Source organism: Flavobacteriales bacterium (assembly GCA_016712535.1).
Taxonomy (GTDB): domain Bacteria; phylum Bacteroidota; class Bacteroidia; order Flavobacteriales_F; family PHOS-HE28; genus PHOS-HE28.
Window position 1 is genome coordinate 569,036 of the sequence record JADJQW010000002.1, and the last position, 21,395, is coordinate 590,430.

The 21,395-nt window shown below is 63.0% G+C and carries 5 protein-coding genes; 3 read left to right on the forward strand and 2 right to left on the reverse strand.

Annotation, left to right across the window (positions count from 1 at the left end):
• Window positions 1-91: 91 nt before the first annotated feature.
• The 3 genes from IPK70_02365 to gyrB all read left to right on the forward strand — a co-directional run bounded on the left by IPK70_02365 (window position 92) and on the right by gyrB (window position 7,106).
• Window positions 92-3,196 carry a tetratricopeptide repeat protein gene (locus IPK70_02365; protein MBK8226004.1) on the forward strand — a complete coding sequence of 1,035 codons (3,105 nt, stop codon included), beginning with the start codon at window positions 92-94 and terminating at the stop codon, window positions 3,194-3,196.
• A gap of 3 nt (window positions 3,197-3,199) precedes the next feature.
• Window positions 3,200-4,909 (forward strand): hypothetical protein, encoded by a 1,710-nt coding sequence (locus tag IPK70_02370; GenBank protein MBK8226005.1) that lies wholly within the window; start codon window positions 3,200-3,202, stop codon window positions 4,907-4,909.
• Between the two features lie 241 nt (window positions 4,910-5,150).
• Window positions 5,151-7,106 (forward strand): DNA topoisomerase (ATP-hydrolyzing) subunit B, encoded by a 1,956-nt coding sequence (gyrB, locus tag IPK70_02375; protein MBK8226006.1) that lies wholly within the window; start codon window positions 5,151-5,153, stop codon window positions 7,104-7,106.
• Window positions 7,107-7,188: 82 nt separating this feature from the next.
• Here the strand turns inward: gyrB and IPK70_02380 are convergent, their stop codons facing one another.
• Window positions 7,189-17,397: a PKD domain-containing protein gene (locus tag IPK70_02380; GenBank protein ID MBK8226007.1), complete on the reverse strand. Its 10,209-nt coding sequence runs from the start codon at window positions 17,395-17,397 to the stop codon at window positions 7,189-7,191.
• Between the two features lie 210 nt (window positions 17,398-17,607).
• Window positions 17,608-21,291 carry a PKD domain-containing protein gene (locus tag IPK70_02385; GenBank protein ID MBK8226008.1) on the reverse strand — a complete coding sequence of 1,228 codons (3,684 nt, stop codon included), beginning with the start codon at window positions 21,289-21,291 and terminating at the stop codon, window positions 17,608-17,610.
• Window positions 21,292-21,395 lie beyond the last annotated feature (104 nt).

Below are 21,395 nucleotides of genomic sequence, written 5' to 3' on the forward strand. Positions count from 1 at the left end.
GATGCTTGCGAAGCACCAACACGCGAGGGTGGAAATCTCCACCGGCGCAGCGCCAAGCGCCCTGTGCCGCCCCGTGAACTTTGAACGCTTGATGATGACCCTGATAACGCGCCTTCCCGCGCTGCTGGCCGCCCTCGCGCTGGGCCTGCTCATCCATGCCCAGCGGCCCGCCCACTACACCCACCAGGATGCCGACCTGATCAACGCGATCGAGCTCTTCGGCATGGAGAAGTACGGCGCCGCCCAGTACGAGTTCCAGCACGTGGCCGACCGCATCAGCGACCTGCACGACCCGCGCCGCACCGAAGCCGAGTTCTACATCGCCCTCTGCAGCGTGCGCCTCTTCAACGACGATGCCGGCTACCGCCTCAAGCGCTTCATGACCGAGCACCCCGAGGACCTGCATGTGCCCTTGATCAAGCTCGAGCTCTTCCGCCACAGCTTCAACCAGAAGGATTGGGAGGACGTGATCGCGTGGAGCGATCAGGTGAACGCCTCGGCCTTGAGCACCAGCGATGCGGAGGAGTTCCGTTTCAAGCGCGGCTACGCCTTCTTCCAGACCGGCAATAGCGAGAAGGCCCTCTCCGAATTCGCTCAGGTGAAGGACAGCGAGGGCCTCTTCGGGGCGCCCGCGCTCTATTACACCTCGCACATCCACTACGAGCGCGGCAACCACGAGACGGCGCTGCAAGGCTTCCGCAGGCTCGAGGGCAATGCGGACTTCGCCCCGCTGGTGCCCGTTTACATCGCCGAGATCCTCTTCGTGCAGGGCAAGTACGATGAGCTGGCAGAGTACGTGAAGCCCTTGCTCGCTGATCCGCAAGGCATCAAGCGGCAGGCGGAGATCAACCGTTTGGCGGGCGAGGCCAACTACCGTCGTGGCAATTACGCTGAAGCACTGCCCTACCTCCAGAAGAGCGCTCAGCGCGTGGGTGTTGACCGCAGCGACCGCTACATCCTCGGGTATGCCTATTACAAGACGGGCGATTGCCAGAAAGCGCTGGCTGAGCTGATCACGGTGGCCAATGCCGATGACAGCCTCGCGCAGCTCGCCAGCTACCACATGGCCGACTGCTACTTCAAGCTGAACGAGAAGAACTACGCGCGCAACGCCTTCAAGAAGGCCTATGAGATCGGCAAGCCGGGCGAGGGCGAAACGAAGGGCGACGCGAAAGTGACCGAGGATGCCCTCTTCCAGTACGCCAAGCTGGCCTATGAGCTCAGCTTCGATCCCTACCACGAGGCAATCACCGCGTTGCGCAGCTACCTGCGCGCATACCCGAACACCCCGCGCCGCGATGAAGCCTACGAATTCCTGTTGAACGTGTACTTGAAGACGCGCAACTACGAGGATGCGCTCGCTTCATTGGATGAGATCCAGAACAAGGACCTCCGACTGCGGGAGGCTTATCAAAAGCTCGCCTACAACCGCGGCGTGGAATTGTACGAGGGCCGCAAGTACAGCGATGCCGCGCTCTTCTTCGAACGGGCGCTGAAGTACCCGGTGAACCAGGGCACCAATGCGCGCGCGCACTTCTGGATGGCCGAGAGCCATTACGGCAAGGGCGACCTCACGGCAGCGCTCCAGAAGTACGACGACCTGCGCAATTCACCCGGCGCGTACAGCACCGACCTGTATGAGCAGGCCGGCTATGGCATGGGCTACGCCTACCTGAAGCAGAAGGATTACACCGAGGCCGCCGTGGCCTTCCGCCGCTATGTGCTGAGCAAGAAAGGGGAGGCGAGGCAGCGCGCGGATGCCATGCTACGCACCGGCGATTGCTACTTCGTGCTGAAGGACAACGAGCAGGCCGTGAAGTGGTACGACGATGCCATGCGCACCGGATCGCCTGACCGCGACTACGCGATGTACCAGAAAGGCGTGTGCCAGGGACTGCTGCGCCGCTATCCGGAGAAGATCGCCACGCTGAAGGCGCTGCTCGCGGAGCTCCCCAACTCGCGCTACGCCGCCGATGCCAAGTTCCAGCTGGGTGAGACCTACATCGTGCAGGGCGGCGACAGCGAGGCGCTGAGCTATTACACCCAGGTGACCAACGTCCACCCGAACAGCCCGCTCGTGCGGCAGTCCATGCTGCAGAGCGCGCTCATCCACAAGCGCCAGGGCCGCACCGAGGAGGCCATCTCCGGCTTCAAGGCCGTGGTGGAGAAATACCCCACGATGGATGGCGCGCGTGACGCGCTCGCCGGACTGGAGAACATCTACATAGAGCTGGGCCGCGTGAGCGAGTACGAGGCGTACGTGCGTTCGCTGAAATGGGTGGACCCCGGCACGCTGGAGTTCGACGAGAAGTACTACCAGAGCGCGGAGAAGCTCTACTTCGAGGAGAAGTGCCCGCAAGCCATAGGCGCCTTCGGCGATTACATCAGCAAGTACCCCAATGGCGGCTATGTGCTCAACGCCCTCTACTACCGCGGCGATTGCCACTACCGTTCGGGCGCATACGACCAGGCGATCACCGATCTGGAAGAGGTGATCCGCCGCAATGGGGCGCAATTCATGGAGAGCGCTTCGGCCATGGCGGCCGATATCCTCTTCCGCGACAAGCGGTACGAGGGCGCGCTCGACCACTTCAAGCGCTTGGAGCCCATCGCGGCATCGCCGCAGAACACCTTGGTTGCGCAGGTGGGTCAGATGCGCTGCTTGCGGGAATTGGGGCGCATCGCCGAAGCCTCGGCCGCCGCAGAGAAAGTGGTCGCGAACAGCCAGGCGGACAACGACCTGAAGAGCGAGGGCAACATCCTCATCGCCCGCAACCTGGCCGACCGGGGCGAGCTTGATGCGGCCTACGCGAAGTTCAAGGCCGTTGCCACGGGAAGCACCACGGCGCGCGGCGCAGAGGCCAAGTACAACATGGCTTACATCCGTCACCTGCAGACGCAGTACCGCAAGGCTGAAACGGAAGTCTTCGAGCTGGCGCAGCGCTATTCCAGCCACGACCATTGGAAGGCGCGCTCCTTCATCCTGCTCGGCGATGTGTACGTGCAGCTCAACGACCTCTTCCAGGCGCGCGCCACGTTGCAGAGCGTGATCGACAATTGCCGCGAGCCTGACCTGGTGGCGCAGGCGCGCCAGCGCCTCGATGCCATCAACGCCAGTCAGGTGCCACGAGAGCAGCTCGTCCCCGGTGGATCGGACGAGATCATCCTTCCCCAGCCCGGCGGCAACGGCCAATAGACCATGAAGCGCAACCTCCTCCTCCTCGCCGCACTGCTGCCGATCGCGCTGTTCCTGCCCCGTCAGGCATGCGCGCAGAACGAGGGCCAGTACGTGATCCAGGGCATCTACAACCCTACGCTCATCGATGCGCAGAAGATCGATCTGCGGCCCGAGGGCATCGACACCATCCTGCCCACCCTGCCCGTGAGCTACAACCTGTTGCCGGCCAAGGCCGATATCGCGCCGCGCGCCGACAGCCTGGCCGCCGCCAAGCTCAACGTGGAGAAGGCGCAGGCACGGCTCTACAAGGGCTTCGTGAAGGCCGGCTACGGCTTGTACAACACGCCCATCGGCGAGCTCCACTTCAATCAGGTGCGCTCCCGCAAGAACGGCTACGGCTTCCACCTGAAGCACATGAGCAGCAATGGCGGGCTCGACGATGTGGGCCCGAGCCGCTACGGCAACAACAGCATCGATGCCTTCTATCGCCACATCATCCAGAAGAACGAGGCCAGCGGCAGGCTCATGTACGACCGGCGCCGCATCAGCTATTACGGCTACCCCAGCAACGAAGGGCTTGAGGATTCATTGAGCCTGCTCGGAGGCGACAAGGACCGCCTGAAGCAGTTCTACAACGACATCGGCTTCGCCGCGCGTGTGCGCAGCCTCTACGAGGACAGCAGCCGCATCGCGCATGATGTCGGCCTCGAAGCGCACACCTACAGCAATTTCAGCGGGAGCCGCGAGACCAACATCCGGGTGGCGGCGGAAGCCGGCAAGCAAGAGAAGACCGAGTACTACCACGCCACACTGCTGATTGACAACAACGCCTTCCGTGGAAGGGTCTCGCCCGACTCATCGGAGTTCAGGCAGAACGGCACGCTCATCGGCCTCTTGCCCAGCGTGCGCACCGTTGGCCGCAAGTACTTCGTGCGCGCCGGCGTGGGCCTCTACCTCGATGCGCTCGGCGAGACCACCTTCCACTTCTTCCCGCAGGCCTACGCGCACTACGCGCTGTTCGACAACATCCTGGTGCCATACGTGGGCCTCGATGGAGAGCGCCGGCGCAACAGCTTCCGCAGCCTCACGCGCGAGAACCCCTGGCTCAACCCCGCTCCGCGCCAGCGCAACACCAGCAAGCTGTTCGATGCGTATGGAGGCCTCCGCGGCAGCTTCGGCAACCACATCGGCTTCGATGTCCGCGCCAGCTTCAGCTCGAATGAGGACATGCCCCTCTACATCAACACGCCCAATGCGCCCTTCGGCGACCGCATGGATGTGGTGTACGACGAGGTGGAGATCATGGACTTCAGCGGTGAGCTCACGTACAGCACCGCCAAGGACACGCGCCTGAGCGCCCGGATCGACGTGTACACCTACGCCACCCGCGTAGAGGATGAGCCTTGGAACCTGCCGCCTTACAAGATCACCTTCGCCGCGCGCCACAGCCTGCGCGACAAGCTCGTGCTGAAGGCCGAGGCCCTCTTCCTGGGCCGCCGCACCGCCTACCGCGCGCCCGAGGCCAGCACCGACAGCAGCGTGGTGGCCGTGAGCACCCGCACCCAGCTCGATGGATTCCTCGACCTCTACCTCGGTGCCGAGTACCGCTACACCAAGCGGCTGAGCATGTTCCTCGACATCAGCAACCTCAGCGCGAGCAAATACGAGCGCTGGTACCGCCACCCCACGCAGCGGGGGCTGATCATGATCGGGGCGACCTACGCGTTCTGAGCGCCCGTGATGGGCTCAGGAATCGGCTGAGAAGGTGGTCTCCTGCGGAGGCGGGGATCCAGTTTCAAGGGCTTCTACGCCCCCTGTCAACGCCCTCTTCCGAACAAGCGTTAATTATCAACAGAATCCGCGTCCGTGTTGGGAAAACGGCCCTGTTAACCGGGTGTGAAAAGGTACCTTTGGGAGCCTTTGAAAAAAGGGCGATTTGACCTTGGAAACCATGTCTGAGACAACCCTGGAAATGAGCGAGAAGAAGAAGGCGGCGGCGAGCTATTCGGCCGACAGCATACAGGTATTGGAAGGCCTCGAAGCGGTGCGCAAGCGCCCGGCCATGTACATCGGCGATGTGGGCGTGAAGGGCCTCCATCACCTGGTGTACGAGGTGGTCGACAACAGCATCGACGAGGCGCTGGCCGGCCACTGCGACACCGTGGAGGTGACCATCACCCCGCAGAACGGGATCCGCGTGAAGGATAACGGCCGCGGCATCCCGGTGGACATGCATGCCAAGGAGGGCCGTAGCGCTTTGGAGGTGGTGATGACCGTGCTGCACGCCGGCGGCAAATTCGACAAGGACAGCTACAAGGTCTCCGGCGGCCTGCACGGCGTGGGCGTGAGCTGCGTGAACGCGCTCAGCACCCTGTTGCGGGCCGAGGTGCACCGCGACGGCAAGAAGTACGAGCAGGAGTACAGCGAGGGCAAGCCTCAGTTCCCCGTGCGCGAGATCGGGACCACCGACTACCGGGGCACCATCGTCACTTTCCAGCCCGACCTGAGCATCTTCCAAGCCGGCGAATACAACTTCGACACCTTGGCCGCCCGCCTGCGCGAGCTGGCCTTCCTCAACAAAGGCATCAAGCTCACGCTCACCGACGAGCGCCGCACCAATGCCGATGGCAGCTTCGTGAGCGAGGAGTACTACAGCGACCTCGGCCTAGTGGAGTTCGTGAAGTTCCTCGATGGCACGCGCATGCCGCTGATCGAGGACGTGATCTACATGGAAGGCGAGAAGCAGGGCATCCCGGTGGAGATCGCCATGGTGTACAACGACAGCTACAACGAGAACCTGCACTCGTACGTGAACAACATCAACACGCACGAGGGCGGCACGCACCTGGCCGGTTTCCGACGCGGCCTCACCCGTACGCTGAAGAAGTACGCTGACAGCAGCGGCGCCACGCAGAAGCTCAAGTTCGAGATCAGCGGCGACGACTTCCGCGAGGGGCTCACCGCCGTGATCAGCGTGAAGGTGCAGGAGCCCCAGTTCGAGGGGCAGACCAAGACCAAGCTGGGCAACAATGAGGTGATGGGCGCGGTGGACATCGCCGTGAGCGAGATGCTCGAGAACTACCTCGAGGAACACCCGCGCGACGCCAAGCAGATCGTTGAGAAGGTGATCCTGGCCGCCACCGCGCGGCATGCCGCACGCAAGGCGCGGGAGCTGGTGCAGCGCAAGGGCGCCTTCAGCGGCGGGGGCCTGCCCGGCAAGCTGGCCGATTGCCAGAGCAAGGACGCCAGCGCAAGCGAGCTCTTCCTGGTGGAGGGCGATTCAGCCGGCGGCACCGCCAAACAGGGCCGCAACCGCGAGTTCCAGGCCATCCTGCCCCTGCGCGGCAAGATCCTCAATGTGGAGAAGGCCATGCAGCACAAGATCCTCGACAACGAGGAGATCCGGAACATCTACACCGCGCTCGGCGTGCACATCGGCACCGAAGAGGACAGCAAGGCGCTGAACATGACCAAATTGCGCTACCACAAGATCGTGATCATGTGCGACGCGGACGTGGACGGCAGCCACATCCAGACGCTGATCATGACCTTCTTCTTCCGCCATATGCAGGCGCTGATCGAAGGCGGCCACCTCTACATCGCCACCCCGCCGCTCTATCAGGTGAAGAAGGGCAAGGAACAGGTGTACTGCTGGAATGAGAACGAGCGCGATGCGGTGATCGAGGCCATGAAGCGCGGCAACAAGGACGCCAGCGTGCATGTGCAGCGCTACAAGGGCCTGGGTGAGATGAACGCCGAGCAGCTTTGGGAGACCACCATGGACCCCACGCGCCGCACGCTGCGCCAGGTCACCATCGAGAACGGCGCCGAGGCCGACCGCGTCTTCAGCATGCTCATGGGCGATGAAGTGCCTCCCCGCCGCGAGTTCATCGAGAAGAACGCGATCTACGCGAAGCTGGACGTGTAGCTCGTCCATCCCGTCAGAGCGAAGGCCCCAGTGTTTCACCGGGGCCTTCGCTCATTCCATGGGATGCGTGGAATCTGGTCTTCTACTTCAGCACAGTCACGTGCCCGACCCTTTCGGTCAGCTCGTTGGTGAGCTTGTTCTTGAACTTCATCTTCCACACATACACATCCTCCTGCACCACTTCGCCTTGGTAATCGCCGCCCCAGGGCGCATGCACCTGTTCACTCCGGGTGAGCAGCAATCCCCATCGGTCGAAGATCATGAACTCGTAGTCCTTCACGAGCTGCGGAAGGTTGAAGATGGGCATGAACGTGTCGTTCTCGCCGTCGCCATTCGGGGTGACGGCATTGGGCACCCAGACCACGAGCGCGTCGAGCACCTCGACCGGCTCGCAATGCGTGTCGGCGCAGCCGTTGGCATCGTACGCGGTGAGGCAGACCATGTAAGTATCACCCAATCCGCCGGGGAAGGTGAACGATGGTGAGGTGGCTGTGCTGCTTCCCACGCCTCCGAAATCCCAAGAGAAGCTCACCGCATTCGGCGATGAGGTGTTCGTGAAGTCCGCGGTTGATGAGCCTACGTAAAGCGTCTCTGGCGCGAAGTCGAAGTCGGCCACAACGGGTGCCGGGCGCGCGATCGTGGCCATTCCAGAAGCCGAGCAGCCGTTCGCATCCTGCATCAGCACCACGTATTGCCCAGGGCAGAGTCCGGTGAACACGCTGCCGGAGCCGAATGCGCCGCCGTTCAAGCTGAAGAGCGCGCCTTCTGGATCGACCACTGTGATGCTGCCGTCGCAAGCGCCGGGACAGGTCTCGTCGGTGGCGAGGATCGTGTCGATCACCAGCGGTTCCGGTTCATCGATGCTGAACGGAACGATGGTGAAGCATCCGTTCTCGTCGAGGACGGTCACGGTGTATTCACCAGCGCAGATGCCCGTTGCACTGGGCGAATTGCCCGCGATGGAGCCTGACCAAGCGTAGTCGTATGCACCGTTGCCGCCCGTTGCGGATACGCTTGCCGTTCCATCGCAAACGCCGTTGCAGATGGCGTCGGTCAAGGCGACTACGGGAACGATCGCATCCGTGAAGATGATCGTCACCTCATCCTGCGTGGCGCAGCCATCAGTGGATAGCACGCTCCAGGTTAGCGTGTATGGGCCGCCGGCGATCGCGGTCACGGTGCTCGTAGGCGAACCGGGATCGCTGAAGGTCATGCCGGCCGGGCCGCTCCACGAGCCGCTTGCCCAACTGCCCGTGGCGTTCAGCGTGTATTCGAGCGTGCAGCTCACTGCATCGGGCCCGGCGTTGGGCGGCGCGATCAGGAAAACCGTGGCCGTTGAGCTCGCATAGGCATTGGGGCAGGGCAATAGGCCGAGGACCGTGTAGGTGTACACGCCTTGCGCGCTTGTCGCGGGGTCGAAGATGCCGTTGCTCGGCTGGCCTCCGGGACCGGTCCAAGTGCCACCCGCCATCGGGGTTCCGCCCAGCAACGAGAAGAGCTCGATGGCCGCGGCCTCCGGGCATAGTGTGATGGCGCCGTTCGTTCCGGCATCGGGCAAGGGGTTCACCGCCATGGTGACCGTGGCGCTCTGGTCCAAGCAGGGTGCTGTGGCTTGCACGGTGTACACATAACTGCCGGGCGCGTCCGTCGCAGGGTCGAAGTTGTTCTCGCTGGGCGTGCCGTTCGGTGCTGTCCATTCACCGCCCGCATCCGGCGATCCGTTCAGGAGGTTGAAGAGCGCGACAGGCGCATCATCGGAGCAGAGCGTGGCGCTGCCATCGATTCCAGGATCCACCGGGGCAACAATGCTCATGGCCACAATGCTGGTGTCATTCTCACAAGGCGCAGGAACGAATAGGATGTAGGTGTAAGTGCCAGCGGCTTGTACGCTCGGATCGAAGCCGCCCGTCGCCGGGCTTCCATCCGGCGCAAACCATGATCCTCCTGCATCAGGGCTTCCACCGAGCAGATCGAAGAGGTCGATGGGAGCGTTATCGCCACAAAGCGTGGAAGCGCCATCGATTCCTGCATCCGCGTTCGAGAGCACGTTCACGGTGATCACCGCCGAGGCCGACGGACAGGGCGCCACGCCATTCACGGAGTAGGAGTAATCGCCCGGAGCGCTTGCGCCCGGCGTGAAGATCCCGTTGGAAGTGCCGTTCGGCCCCGTCCATGTTCCTCCGGGATCGGCAGCGCCAAGCAGGGGGTAGAGGTCCACTGCATCTCCGACCACGCATAGGTTCAGGATGTCATCCGCTCCAGCGTTGGGCAGCTGCGTCACGGCCACCGTTACACTGGCCGCATCCGCCGGGCATGGTGCAGCGCCTTGAACGGTATAGGAGAACACGCCGGGTGCATCGGTTGCGGGATCGAAGGTCCCGCTGTAAGAGCTGCCACCGCTCGTAGTCCAGCTGCCGCCGGGCTCTGGCGTTCCTCCAAGGATGGCGAAGAGGTCCTGAGGCGCATTGCTGAAGCAGAGCGTAATTGCGCAATCGAGTCCTGCATCAGGCGGCGAGACCACATCCACCGTGACCGTGCTGCTCACGCTGGCGCATGGCGGCGGAACCGCGATCGTGTAGGTGTATACGCCGCTGGCCATCACAGCAGGATCGAAGAGGCCATTGAAGGCCGTTCCTGCGGGGGTGGTCCACAGGCCACCTTGATCAGGAGAGCCCTCGAGGTAGCTGAAGAGGTCATCCGGGGCAGCATTTCCACAGATGGTGAGGAAGCCAGGGCCGCCGGGATCGGGTTCGGTCACGACGGTCAGGGTTGCCGTGGCGGCATCAGCAGGGCAAGGCGTGGTTCCATTCACCGTGTAGGTATACGCTCCCGCGCTCATCGTTGCAGGGTTGAAGGCCCCGCCTATCACCGGCGATGGTCCGCTCCATGTGCCGCCTGCATCTGGCGTGCCTCCCAGCGAGTTGATCAATGCAACGGCCGGGCTTGTGATGCACAGGGTCAATGCACCGTCGATTCCTGCATCCGGAGGCTGGATGACATTCACAACGACCGTGCTGCTGACGCTCGCGCAAGGCGGCGGAACAGCAATCGTGTACGTATATGCGCCGGCACTCATGGTAGCGGGGTCGAAGAGGTCACCGGCTACAGCACTGGGTCCTGTCCAGGCGCCACCAGGGTCAGGTGAGCCACCGAGCTGGGCGAACAGGCCGATCGGCGCATCGCTGAAGCATAGGGTGATGGAACCATCTGTGCCGGGGTCGGGTTCACTAACGACCGTCACCATCACCTGTGATTGATCATCAGGGCAAGGCGCCGTTCCGTTCACCGTGTAGGCGTATGCGCCAGCCGTCATCGTTGCGGGGTTGAACATCCCGCCCGCCACCGGCGAGGGACCGCTCCACGTTCCACCCGCCTGCGCGCCGACGCCAAGCGCTGCGAACAACAATGCCGGCGGACTGCTGATGCAGAGCGTGATCGCCCCATCGGTGCCTGCGTTCGGCGGTGCGATCTCGGTGATGGTCACGGTGCTGCTCGCGTTCACGCACGGCGGCGGAACGGTGATCGTGTAGGTGTAGACGCCGGGGACCATCGTGGCGGGATCAAACAGTCCACCGACCACTGCGGAAGGCCCGCTCCACGTGCCGCCTGCATCGGGTGTGCCGCCTAGTTCAGCGAAGAGGTCGATGGAAGCATCCGTTGCGCAGAGCGTCGCGCTGCCCGGTGCACCAGCATCCGGTGCGGCAACAACGGTCACCGTCACCTGTGATTGAGCATCAGGGCAAGGCGCCGTTCCGTTCACCGTGTAGGTGTATGCGCCAGCCGTCATCGTTGCGGGGTTGAACATCCCGCCCACCACCGGCGAAGGACCGCTCCACGTTCCACCCGCCTGCGCGCCGCCGCCAAGCGCTGCGAACAACGATGCCGGCGGACTGCTGATGCAGAGCGTGATCGCCCCATCGGTGCCTGCGTTCGGCGGTGCGATCTCGGTGATGGTCACGGTGCTGCTGGCGTTCACGCATGGCGGCGGCACCGTGATCGTGTAGGTGTAGACGCCGGGGACCATCGTGGCGGGGTCGTATTGTCCGCCGAGCACGGGAGAAGGGCCGCTCCATGTGCCGCCGAGATCCGGTGTGCCGCCCAATTCAGCGTAGAGGTCTATGGCCGCATCCGTGGCGCAAAGTGTCGCACTGCCGGGCGTGCCTGCATCCGGCGCAGCAACGACGTTCACCGTCACCGTGCTTTGGTCATTCGGGCATGGTGCCGTGCCGCTCACGGTGTAGGTGTACACACCTGCGCTCATCGTCGCCGGGTTGAACATGCCGCCGACGACAGGCGATGGTCCGCTCCATGTTCCGCCAGCCTGTGCGCCGCCACCCAGCGCTGCGAACAGCGATGCCGCCGGGCTGCTGATGCAGAGCGTGATCGCGCCATCGGTGCCTGCGTTGGGCGGCGCGATCTCGGTGATGGTCACGGTGCTGCTGGCGTTCACGCATGGCGGCGGCACCGCGATCGTGTAGGTGTACACCCCGGGGTTCATCGTGGCAGGGTCATACACGCCGCCTACTACGGGTGATGGCCCGCTCCACGCACCGCCTGCGTCGGGTGTTCCGCCCAATTCACTGAAGAGCAAGAGTGAAGCATCGATCGCGCAGAGCGTAGCGCTGCCCGGAGTCCCTGCATTCGGATTCGTCGCCACGCTCACATCAACTGTTGCGGAAACCGAGGGGCATGGGGCAGTTCCGTTGACCGTGTATGAGTACAAACCGACTGCATCCACACCGGGCGTGAAGCTTCCGGTGGAGGCGCCTCCTCCGGGCGCAGTCCAGCTTCCACCGAGGTCAGGCGTGCCATTCAGTCCTGTGATCAGTGCTGTGGCCGGGCTCGAAGAGCAGAGCGTGAGGCCGCCATTGATGCCCGCATCGGGCATGGTGTTCACTGTGACTGTGACGAGCGCGATGTCAGCTGGACAGGGAGTTGCGCCATTGACCGCATAGGAGTAAACGCCTGATGCATCGATCCCAGGGGTGAAGGTGCCCGAATGCGCGGCTGCATTGAAGCTCCATGCGCCACCAACTTGCGGTGCACCATTCAACAAGCCGAACAAGTCGAATGCCGCATCGATTTCACATACCGTGATTCCTCCATCGCCACCTGCATCGGGCGGTGCGTTGATCGTCACCGTCACCGTAGATGCTGCGTCAATGCACGGCGCAGCGCCGGCGACCGTGTAGGTGTACACGCCCGCGAGCATCGTCGCAGGATCGATCATGCCGCCGACGACCGGCGAAGGACCGCTCCATGTTCCACCGGCATCCGGCGTTCCGCCGAGCTGCGCGAAGAGACTTGCGGCAGCATCACTCGAGCAGAGCGTGATCGCGCCATCGGTCCCGGGATCAGGCGGTGCGTTGATCGTCACCGTCACCGTTGCTTGCTCATCGGGGCAAGGCGCTGTTCCGGTCACGGTGTAGGTGTACACGCCCGCGAGCATCGTCGCGGGATCAATCATGCCGCCGACGACCGCAGAAGGACCGCTCCATGCTCCACCGGCATCCGGCGTTCCGCCGAGCTGCGCGAAGAGACTTGCGGCAGCATCACTCGAGCAGAGCGTGATCGCGCCATCGGTTCCGGGATCCGGCGGTGCGTTGATCGTCACCGTCACCGTTGCTTGCTCATCGGGGCAAGGCGCTGTTCCGGTCACGGTGTAGGTGTACACGCCCGCGAGCATCGTCGCGGGATCGATCATGCCGCCGACGACCGGCGAAGGACCGCTCCATGTTCCACCGGCATCCGGCGTTCCGCCGAGCTGCGCGAAGAGACTTGCGGCAGCATCACTCGAGCAGAGCGTGATCGCGCCATCGGTCCCGGGATCAGGCGGTGCGTTGATCGTCACCGTCACCGTTGCTTGCTCATCGGGGCAAGGCGCTGTTCCGGTCACGGTGTAGGTGTACACGCCCGCGAGCATCGTCGCAGGATCGATCATGCCGCCGACCACTGCACTTGGACCGCTCCATGTTCCACCGGCATCCGGCGTTCCGCCGAGCTGCGCAAAGAGTGAAGCAGGAGCATCGCTCGAGCAGAGCGTGATTGCGCCATCGGTCCCGGGATCGGGCGGTGCGTTGATCGTCACCGTCACCGTTGCTTGCTCGTCGGGGCAAGGCGCTGTGCCTGTCACGGTGTAGGTGTACACGCCCGCGAGCATCGTCGCGGGATCGATCATGCCGCCGACGACCGGCGAAGGACCGCTCCATGCTCCACCGGCATCCGGCGTTCCGCCGAGCTGCGCGAAGAGTGAAGCAGGAGCGTCGCTCGAGCAGAGCGTGATCGCGCCATCGGTCCCGGGATCAGGCGGTGCGTTGATCGTCACCGTCACCGTTGCTTGCTCATCGGGGCAAGGCGCTGTGCCTGTCACGGTGTAGGTGTACACGCCCGCGAGCATCGTCGCGGGATCGATCATGCCGCCGACGACCGGCGAAGGACCGCTCCATGCTCCACCGGCATCCGGCGTTCCGCCGAGCTGCGCGAAGAGTGAAGCAGGAGCGTCGCTCGAGCAGAGCGTGATCGCGCCATCGGTCCCGGGATCAGGCGGTGCGTTGATCGTCACCGTCACCGTTGCTTGCTCATCGGGGCAAGGCGCTGTGCCTGTCACGGTGTAGGTGTACACGCCCGCGAGCATCGTCGCGGGATCGATCATGCCGCCGACGACCGGCGAAGGACCGCTCCATGCTCCACCGGCATCCGGCGTTCCGCCGAGCTGCGCGAAGAGTGAAGCAGGAGCATCGCTCGAGCAGAGCGTGATCGCGCCATCGGTCCCGGGATCGGGCGGTGCGTTGATCGTCACCGTCACCGTTGCTTGCTCGTCGGGGCAAGGCGCTGTGCCTGTCACGGTGTAGGTGTACACGCCCGCGAGCATCGTCGCGGGATCGATCATGCCGCCGACGACCGGCGAAGGACCGCCCCATGTTCCACCGGCATCCGGCGTTCCGCCGAGCTGCGCGAAGAGTGAAGCAGGAGCATCGCTCGAGCAGAGCGTGATCGCGCCATCGGTCCCGGGATCGGGCGGTGCGTTGATCGTCACCGTCACCGTCGCGCTCTCGTCAGGGCAGGGCGCTGTGCCTGTCACGGTGTAGGTGTACACGCCCGCGAGCATCGTCGCGGGATCGATCATGCCGCCGACGACCGGCGAAGGACCGCTCCATGTTCCACCGGCATCCGGCGTTCCGCCGAGCTGCGCGAAGAGTGAAGCAGGAGCGTCGCTCGAGCAGAGCGTGATCGCGCCATCGGTCCCGGGATCAGGCGGTGCGTTGATCGTCACCGTCACCGTTGCTTGCTCATCGGGGCAAGGCGCTGTGCCTGTCACGGTGTAGGTGTACACGCCCGCGAGCATCGTCGCGGGATCGATCATGCCGCCGACGACCGGCGAAGGACCGCTCCATGCTCCACCGGCATCCGGCGTTCCGCCGAGCTGCGCGAAGAGTGAAACAGCTGGATCTGATGAACACAGCGTGATAGCACCGCTCGTGCCGGCATTCGGGGCCTGATTAATGGCGACGGTCAGTGTGGCAATGTCATTCGGGCATGGGGCCGTGCCAATGACGGTGTAGGTGTAAACACCTGGCGGATCAACTGCTGGGTCGAGGCCGCCGCTCATCGCACCGCCTCCAGGACCTGTCCATGAACCAGTTCCATCGGGCCCACCGCCTAACTGCGCAACCATCACTACCGGCGCGCTGGTCGTGCATAGCGTAATGCTCGCGTCCAGTCCGGCGTTGGGAGGTGCGCTCTCCGAAACAGCAACGGTAGCATCAGCGTTCGGGCATGGCGCCGTTCCGTTCACCGTGTAGGTGTACACGCCAGGGTTCATCGTGGCCGGGTTGTAGTTGCCTCCAATCACCGGCGATGGCCCGGTCCAGGTGCCGCCGGGCTGCGCGTTTCCACCGAGCAGAAAGAACATCGATTGCGCAGCATCGGTGCTGCAAACAGCGAGGCTCGTCGGCGTGCCGGCATCGGGCAACGGATATACGGTCACATTCACTGTACTGCTCACCGGCGCGCCGCACGCTCCACCGCCACCCACCGTGTAGGTGTAGATGCCCGGTGGGTCGACGCCCGGGACGAACATGTTGGAATGCGCTCCGCCGCCGGGCATCGTCCACGCGCCACCAGCCGTCGGTGTTCCGCCCAATGAGGTGAAGAGGTTGATGGCTGCGCCGTTGCTGCATACGGCTACGTTCGCGCTGGTGCCGGGATCGGCTTGGTTGTCTACCGTGATCGTCATGCAATCAGTGCTCGTGCAGAGCGGGTGGCCCGCCTGGTACACGGTGACGCAGTATTGAGTGGTGCCGCCGACCGTCGCTGTTGGGTTCGCGATATTCGGATCGCTCAATCCAGCAGCAGGCGACCAGCTGTAAACGAAATTTCCGCCTGGGCAATTGGCCACGCCGCTCCAGAGCTGCCCGGTTCCGGGACCCATCGGCGACGCGTATACCACGCCGCCGCCACTGTTGAAGAGCGTGAACGACTGCTCACCGTTGTAGAGATTGCCCGCCACATAGCTCACTACAACCGTGGCGCCGGTCGTCACCGGGATGTTCACATTGGCCTGGGCCCCGTTGTTGAGCCAATAATCGTAAGGCGTGCCATTCACCGTCACGGTCACGCTGGATCCATTCGATCCCAAGCCGAACAGTCCTGTCCAGCCATCGCCGAAGCTGTCGTACAGCGAGAGCGTGTAGTTGCAATTGGTGGGGAAGCCGCCACTGGTGACCGTGGCATTGAGCTGCACCGGTGTGTTGCATGTGGTGGCATCGGGTCCCGCGTTCACCTGCGGCGCAGGAATGATGTTCACCGTCAGCGTGGTGTCGTAGTCGCATCCGAAGTTGTCGGTGACGTGATACACGTAGTTGAAGTTCCCGGCAGCCGGTGGCGTCACGCACGCCTGATTGCAGTTCGCATTCGTGCTCGTTATGCTTGGACCCGTCCAGTAGCTGCTATCGCATTGCGCGCCGTACACGGGCGTGAACGTGATCAAGTCGTCGTACAGCGAAGGATTGAAGGTGATGTCCCAGTCGCATAGGAATCCGTTGTCGCTGGCCCACATGTCGCAGACCTGGATCGTCCATGTGCCATTGAGTTGGGCGCCGATCAATCCGCTGAAGGGATTCAGGCTCTCGTAGGTGCCTGCTGGAAGGGTGCCGCCTGCATTGTCGACCCATGTTCCATTCGTCGCGGTGGGGCTCCAGCAATAGGTGAAGCACGTTCCTTGCGCGTTCGGCGTCAGGTCATTGTCAACCGGTACTCCCAGGTAGGTGGCACCGCCGCCTTGCTGGTGCATGATCACTGATTCGCCTGTCGGGGCGATCAGGCTGATGATCAGATCGCCGATGAACGAGTGCTCGATGTCGATGCAGATCGATTGCAGGTTGTTCGCGCTGGTGAAGGTCTGACCCGGTGCGAATTGCGTGAAGGTGACCGTGCTCGTGAAGCACTCACCCACATTATCAGGCAAGAAGACTCCACCGCCCGCATTCGGATTGGGGATCTCGTTCCAGGTGGTGCCTGTGACCGCTCCGTTCAGGCAAAGCGTTTCACCCACGCAGCCCGTGAGCGTCCCCGAGGTTCCTCCGAAAGTGGGAGGCGTGCCGACCAGCACGTCGAGGTCAACGAGATTGGTGCTCGCGCATCCGTTGTTGTCGAGAAGGTAGAGCTGCGCGGTATAGCCGCCAGGCTGCGCGTAGGTATGGTTCACGATGGCCGGGGCATTGTTCAGGATGGTGCCATCCCCGAAATCCCAGCGACGGCTCGCGATGTTGTTGCCCGGTGCCGCGAAGGATGCCGTGCTATTGAAGGTGATGCTCTCGCCGGGGCAGATGCGCATCGGATTGGTCGGGCCATGCGTTGCCACGGCAATTGGCCGCACACAGGGCTGGTAGCATGTGATGCTCGCGGCGAATACGCCGGTTCCCGTGTTGTTGCTTCGGAACACGATGGTGAGGCAGCCGCTGGCATTGCCTGCTGAGGCGCTCACGATCTGCCCCTGCCCTGCGTTTCCGGTCCATGTGGCCAGCACCGGAGCAGCCGTGCTGTTGCCGTCGTACACCGTCAGGAAGTCGATTGGTGCGGCGCCCGCAGTGCTCAGATTGAACGTGAGGAAGTTGAGCGAGATGGCACCGCCCGGAGCATCAGGGCATAGCGTGTAGGTGTAGTTCTCGTTGTTCGAGTAGCCGCTGGCTCCCTGACCTCCGCTGTCGAGGAATGCGCCCACGCAGGTGCTTGCCGTTCCGTTGAAGATCGGGAATGGCTGGGCGAGCGCGCTGATCGCTGCGGACGCCAAGCACGCCAGGCACAGGAATGCGCGCCTAATCAGTGCATCCAGGTGAATCCGATCGTAAAGAACCGCCATCCAGCATGCTCCATGGCCCATTGCCCGCCATCAAGCGTTGGAAAAGTATCCGTGCGATGCATACGGCCGAACGCATGGGCCCGGTATTGGACGAACCCCATCCTGTTCACGCTCAATAGGCGTGATCTGCCTTTCGGGAGCTCAGCGCAAGAGGTTCACGTGGCCGTGAATGATCCGCTTCTTCGGGGTGCTCAGTGCATGCACCTTCAGCCTGTATGGATAAACGCCTTGGGGCAGTGGGGAGCCATCCTTCGTTCCATCCCAGTGGAAATCGAGTTCGGTGGTGGAGTACACCACATGGCCCCATCGGTCGAAGACGAGCAGCTCGAAATCCTTCGGCGATAGGTCGTTACCGCTGATCCAGAAGGTCTCGTTGGGCTCCACGCCGTTCGGGGTGAAGGTGTTTGGCACCCAAACCATGAATTCGTCGTGGACATCCACCCAGGTACGGATCGTATCGGTGCAGCCCAATTCATTCGCCACCACGAGCATCACCGGGTAGGTTCCGCCAACGTCGTCCGGGAAATCCACCACGGGGTCCTGCTCCTCGCTGGTGCCGAACTCGCCGAAGTCCCACCACCAGCTCACCACGTTGGGTACGCTCTGGTCGGTGAACTGCACGCGCGGGTCGTTGATCGTTGGCGGGTGCGGCGACCAGCTCAGCAGCGCTGTGGGCACCGTGAGTGTGCGGATCATGTTGTAAGCGGTGGTGTCCGTGGCACAGCCGTTCGGCCAGGTGATGAAGAGCGAGACATTGAAGTTGCCGGCGTCCTCGTAGCTGTGGGTAACCACGGAATCATCGACCAGTTGCGCGCCATCGCCGAATTGCCAGAGCACGCTTGCGCCCTCGGTGGTGTCGCGCAACGCGAAGTTCACTGTGAAGGGCACGCAGCCGAAGGTGGTGTCCGCAGCAAGCTCGGTCACAGGCACATGCAGCACTTCGAGCCAGGCGCAGCGCGTAACGGTCGGTGTTTCGCAACCATCGCTGATGGTCACGCAGATGGTGGTGCTCTGCGGCGGCAAGGCCCACAGGCTATCGAGCAGCTGAGGCCCACTGCCCCAATCGAACTGGTAGGCGCCATCGCCCCCGCTGTAGCCCGTTGCGCGGTAGAGGACGGGCACGTTGAAACAGGTGGTATCGTCGATCAGTGGATCCAGCGTGAAGGCCGGGCGCACGTCGATGGTGGCGCTCACCGGACCGAGGATGCAACCGTTCGCATCGGTGGCGATGACCGAATATTCCGTGGTGTCAGAAGGGCTCACGCCGTGCGGGCCAGCACCCGAGGCGCCGTGGCTCCATTGGTAATTGATGGTGCCGGTGCCGCCGAAGGCCGATGCGCTAATGAGTCCTGTCCCCGTGAGGCAGATCAGCGTGTCTTGCGGCACGGCACCCCATTCGAGCGGCGGCGGTTCGGTGATCGTTGCCGTCAGCGTATCCAGGCAACCGTTGCCTTGCGGCCCTTCGCTGATGAAAGCCGTGTACGTGCCAGCTGCTGCTGTCAGGAGGTCGCCATTGGACCCGTTCGTGGCCTGCACGGTGGCGCCGGAGGCATCCACCCACAGGTAGTTCCAAGGGCCGCCCAAGCCGGTCGTGATCAATTCAATGCTGCCCGTGCCCGCGTTGCATGCCACATGCACCAAGATGCTGTCGTTCTCCAGGAAGGAGGGTGGAATCACATCAACGGTGTCGCTTCCGAAGCACCAAGGCTGACCGAACGGGTGCGCGATCACCACAAAGGTGGTCGGCTGTGTGATCTGCGCGGTCACGTTCGGCGAATTCGGGGAATCCACGCCCGTTGCCGGAGTCCATTGCCAGGTCACTGGTCCCGCACCAGGCCCGCAATTACCCGCTCCAGCCCACAACTGGCCCGTGGCCGGGCCTTGGGGCGAATCGTAGAGGATCGTGCCATCGTAACCGAGCAATTCGAACGAGTTCTCATTGTTCCAGATGGTGCCCGCCTGATAGTAGATCGAAATGCTCGCGCCAACAGGAATGAGGAGAGAGACCGTGATCTGATTGGGGCCAGGGGCCACCGTGTAGGATGTGGTCGCGCCATTGATGGTCACCTGCACATTCGCCCCGCCATTCCATCCGTCGCCGAAGGATTCGTTGAGGACCAAGGTGTAATTGCACGTGGGTGGAGGAGGCGCGTAGGCCACGATCGATGCGTCGATGGTGGCAGGTTCGCTGCAGCTCGATCCCAGTGTGACGATGGCTTCCACCTCCGGTGCGTTGGTGACGGTTACCGTGATCGCAGTGTCATAGGAACAGCCGAAATCATCCGTCACGGTGAAGGTGTAGTCATAGGTGCCCGGCACGGTCGGCGTGATGCTCGCTTGGAATGGGTCGTTCGGATTGGGCACCACGCCCGGCCCCGTCCATGCACCATCCGTGATCACGGGCGTGAAATCGATGAGGTCGGGGTATAAGGCCGGGTTGAAATTGATATTCCAGGAGCAGAGGAATCCGTTGTCGATGGCCCACAGGTCGGAGACGCTGAAGGTCCAAGTGCCATTCAAAGGGCAGCCCACCAGGTTGTTCAAAGGCTGCACGCTGCTGTATGTGCCGGGAATGAGGGCATTGTTCGTTGGGGTGCCGCCGGGCATCACGTTCGGTGAGGCTCCAAAGGCGGCGCTCTGTGCGAAGGTTCCGAGGGTGGCGGTCGGGCTCCAGCAATAGTTCCAGCAGGTGCCGGGCATCGGATTGGCAGCGTTGTCCGTGTCGTTGGCTCCGCCGAGGTAGGTGCCACCGCCGCCCTGTTGGTGCAGCACCGTTGATTGGCCGCTCGGACAGGTGATGCTGATCACCAGGTCGCCCATGAAACTGTGCTCCATGTCCACGCAAACGCTCCATAGGTCGTTGACCGATGTGAGCGTAGTGCCCGGCGGGAACGATGTGTAGGTGAGCTGGCTCGAGAATGTCTGACCGACGTTGTCCGGCAGGTAAACACCAGCACCGAAATCCACGCTTGGCAAGGCGGTCCATGTAACAGGCGAAGCCGTACCGTATAGATCCACCGTGCCCCCTTGGCAAACCGACAGGCTTTCAGTAGTGCCGGCGAACACTGGAGTGGTGCCCACGAATACTTGAAGGTCCACGGTCTGCGTATTCGAACAGCCGTTGTCGTCAGTAACCGTTAGCTGCGCTATGTAAGCACCGGGTGTTCCGAAAGAATGCGTCACCACGGGGGTGGAGGCGGTAGTGCCATCGCCGAGGTCCCATTCGTATTGGACCAGATTGAATCCGGGCTGTGCAAAGGACCCGGAACCGTCGAAGGTGAGCACTTCATCGGGACAGACGAGCGCTGGCAAAGGCTCGCCGACGGTTGCCACGGCCATGGGAGGAAAGCAAGGTGTCACGCAGGTTATGGTGGCGGCGAATACTCCTGTGCCGACTTCATTCGATTGGAATACCAGCGTGAGGCACCCGGATGCATTACCCGGTGAAGCGGATACGACTACACCCTGCAGCCCTGTCTCGGTCCAGATGCCGAGCAGTGGCGAAGCCACCCCCGGACCATCGTAGATGGCGAGATTATCCAAAGGCCCGGCGCCAGCTGCACTGAGGTCGAAAGTGATGAAGCTGAGGTGGATGCTCTGGCCCGGGGTATCCGGACAAATCGTCGCCGTGAAGTTCTCGTTGTCGCCATACCCCGTAGCTCCTTGGCCACCGCTATCGAGCAAGCCGCCCGTACAGGTGGTGATGGCCCCGTCGGCTATGGTATAGATCTGACCGTGCGAGTAACCTGTTGCAAGAAGGCCAAGGCCAAGGGCGAATCTTGGCAGGTGACGCTGTAGCAGCGCATTAAGGGGGAGGATGGGCATTGCGAATGATCCGCAAGATCGCGATTACCCGCATGTGACGCAGCCCCCCGTTCCCTCGGCGCCTTGGATGGCTGAACTTGGGCTGAAAAGCGAGCGGCGCCCCG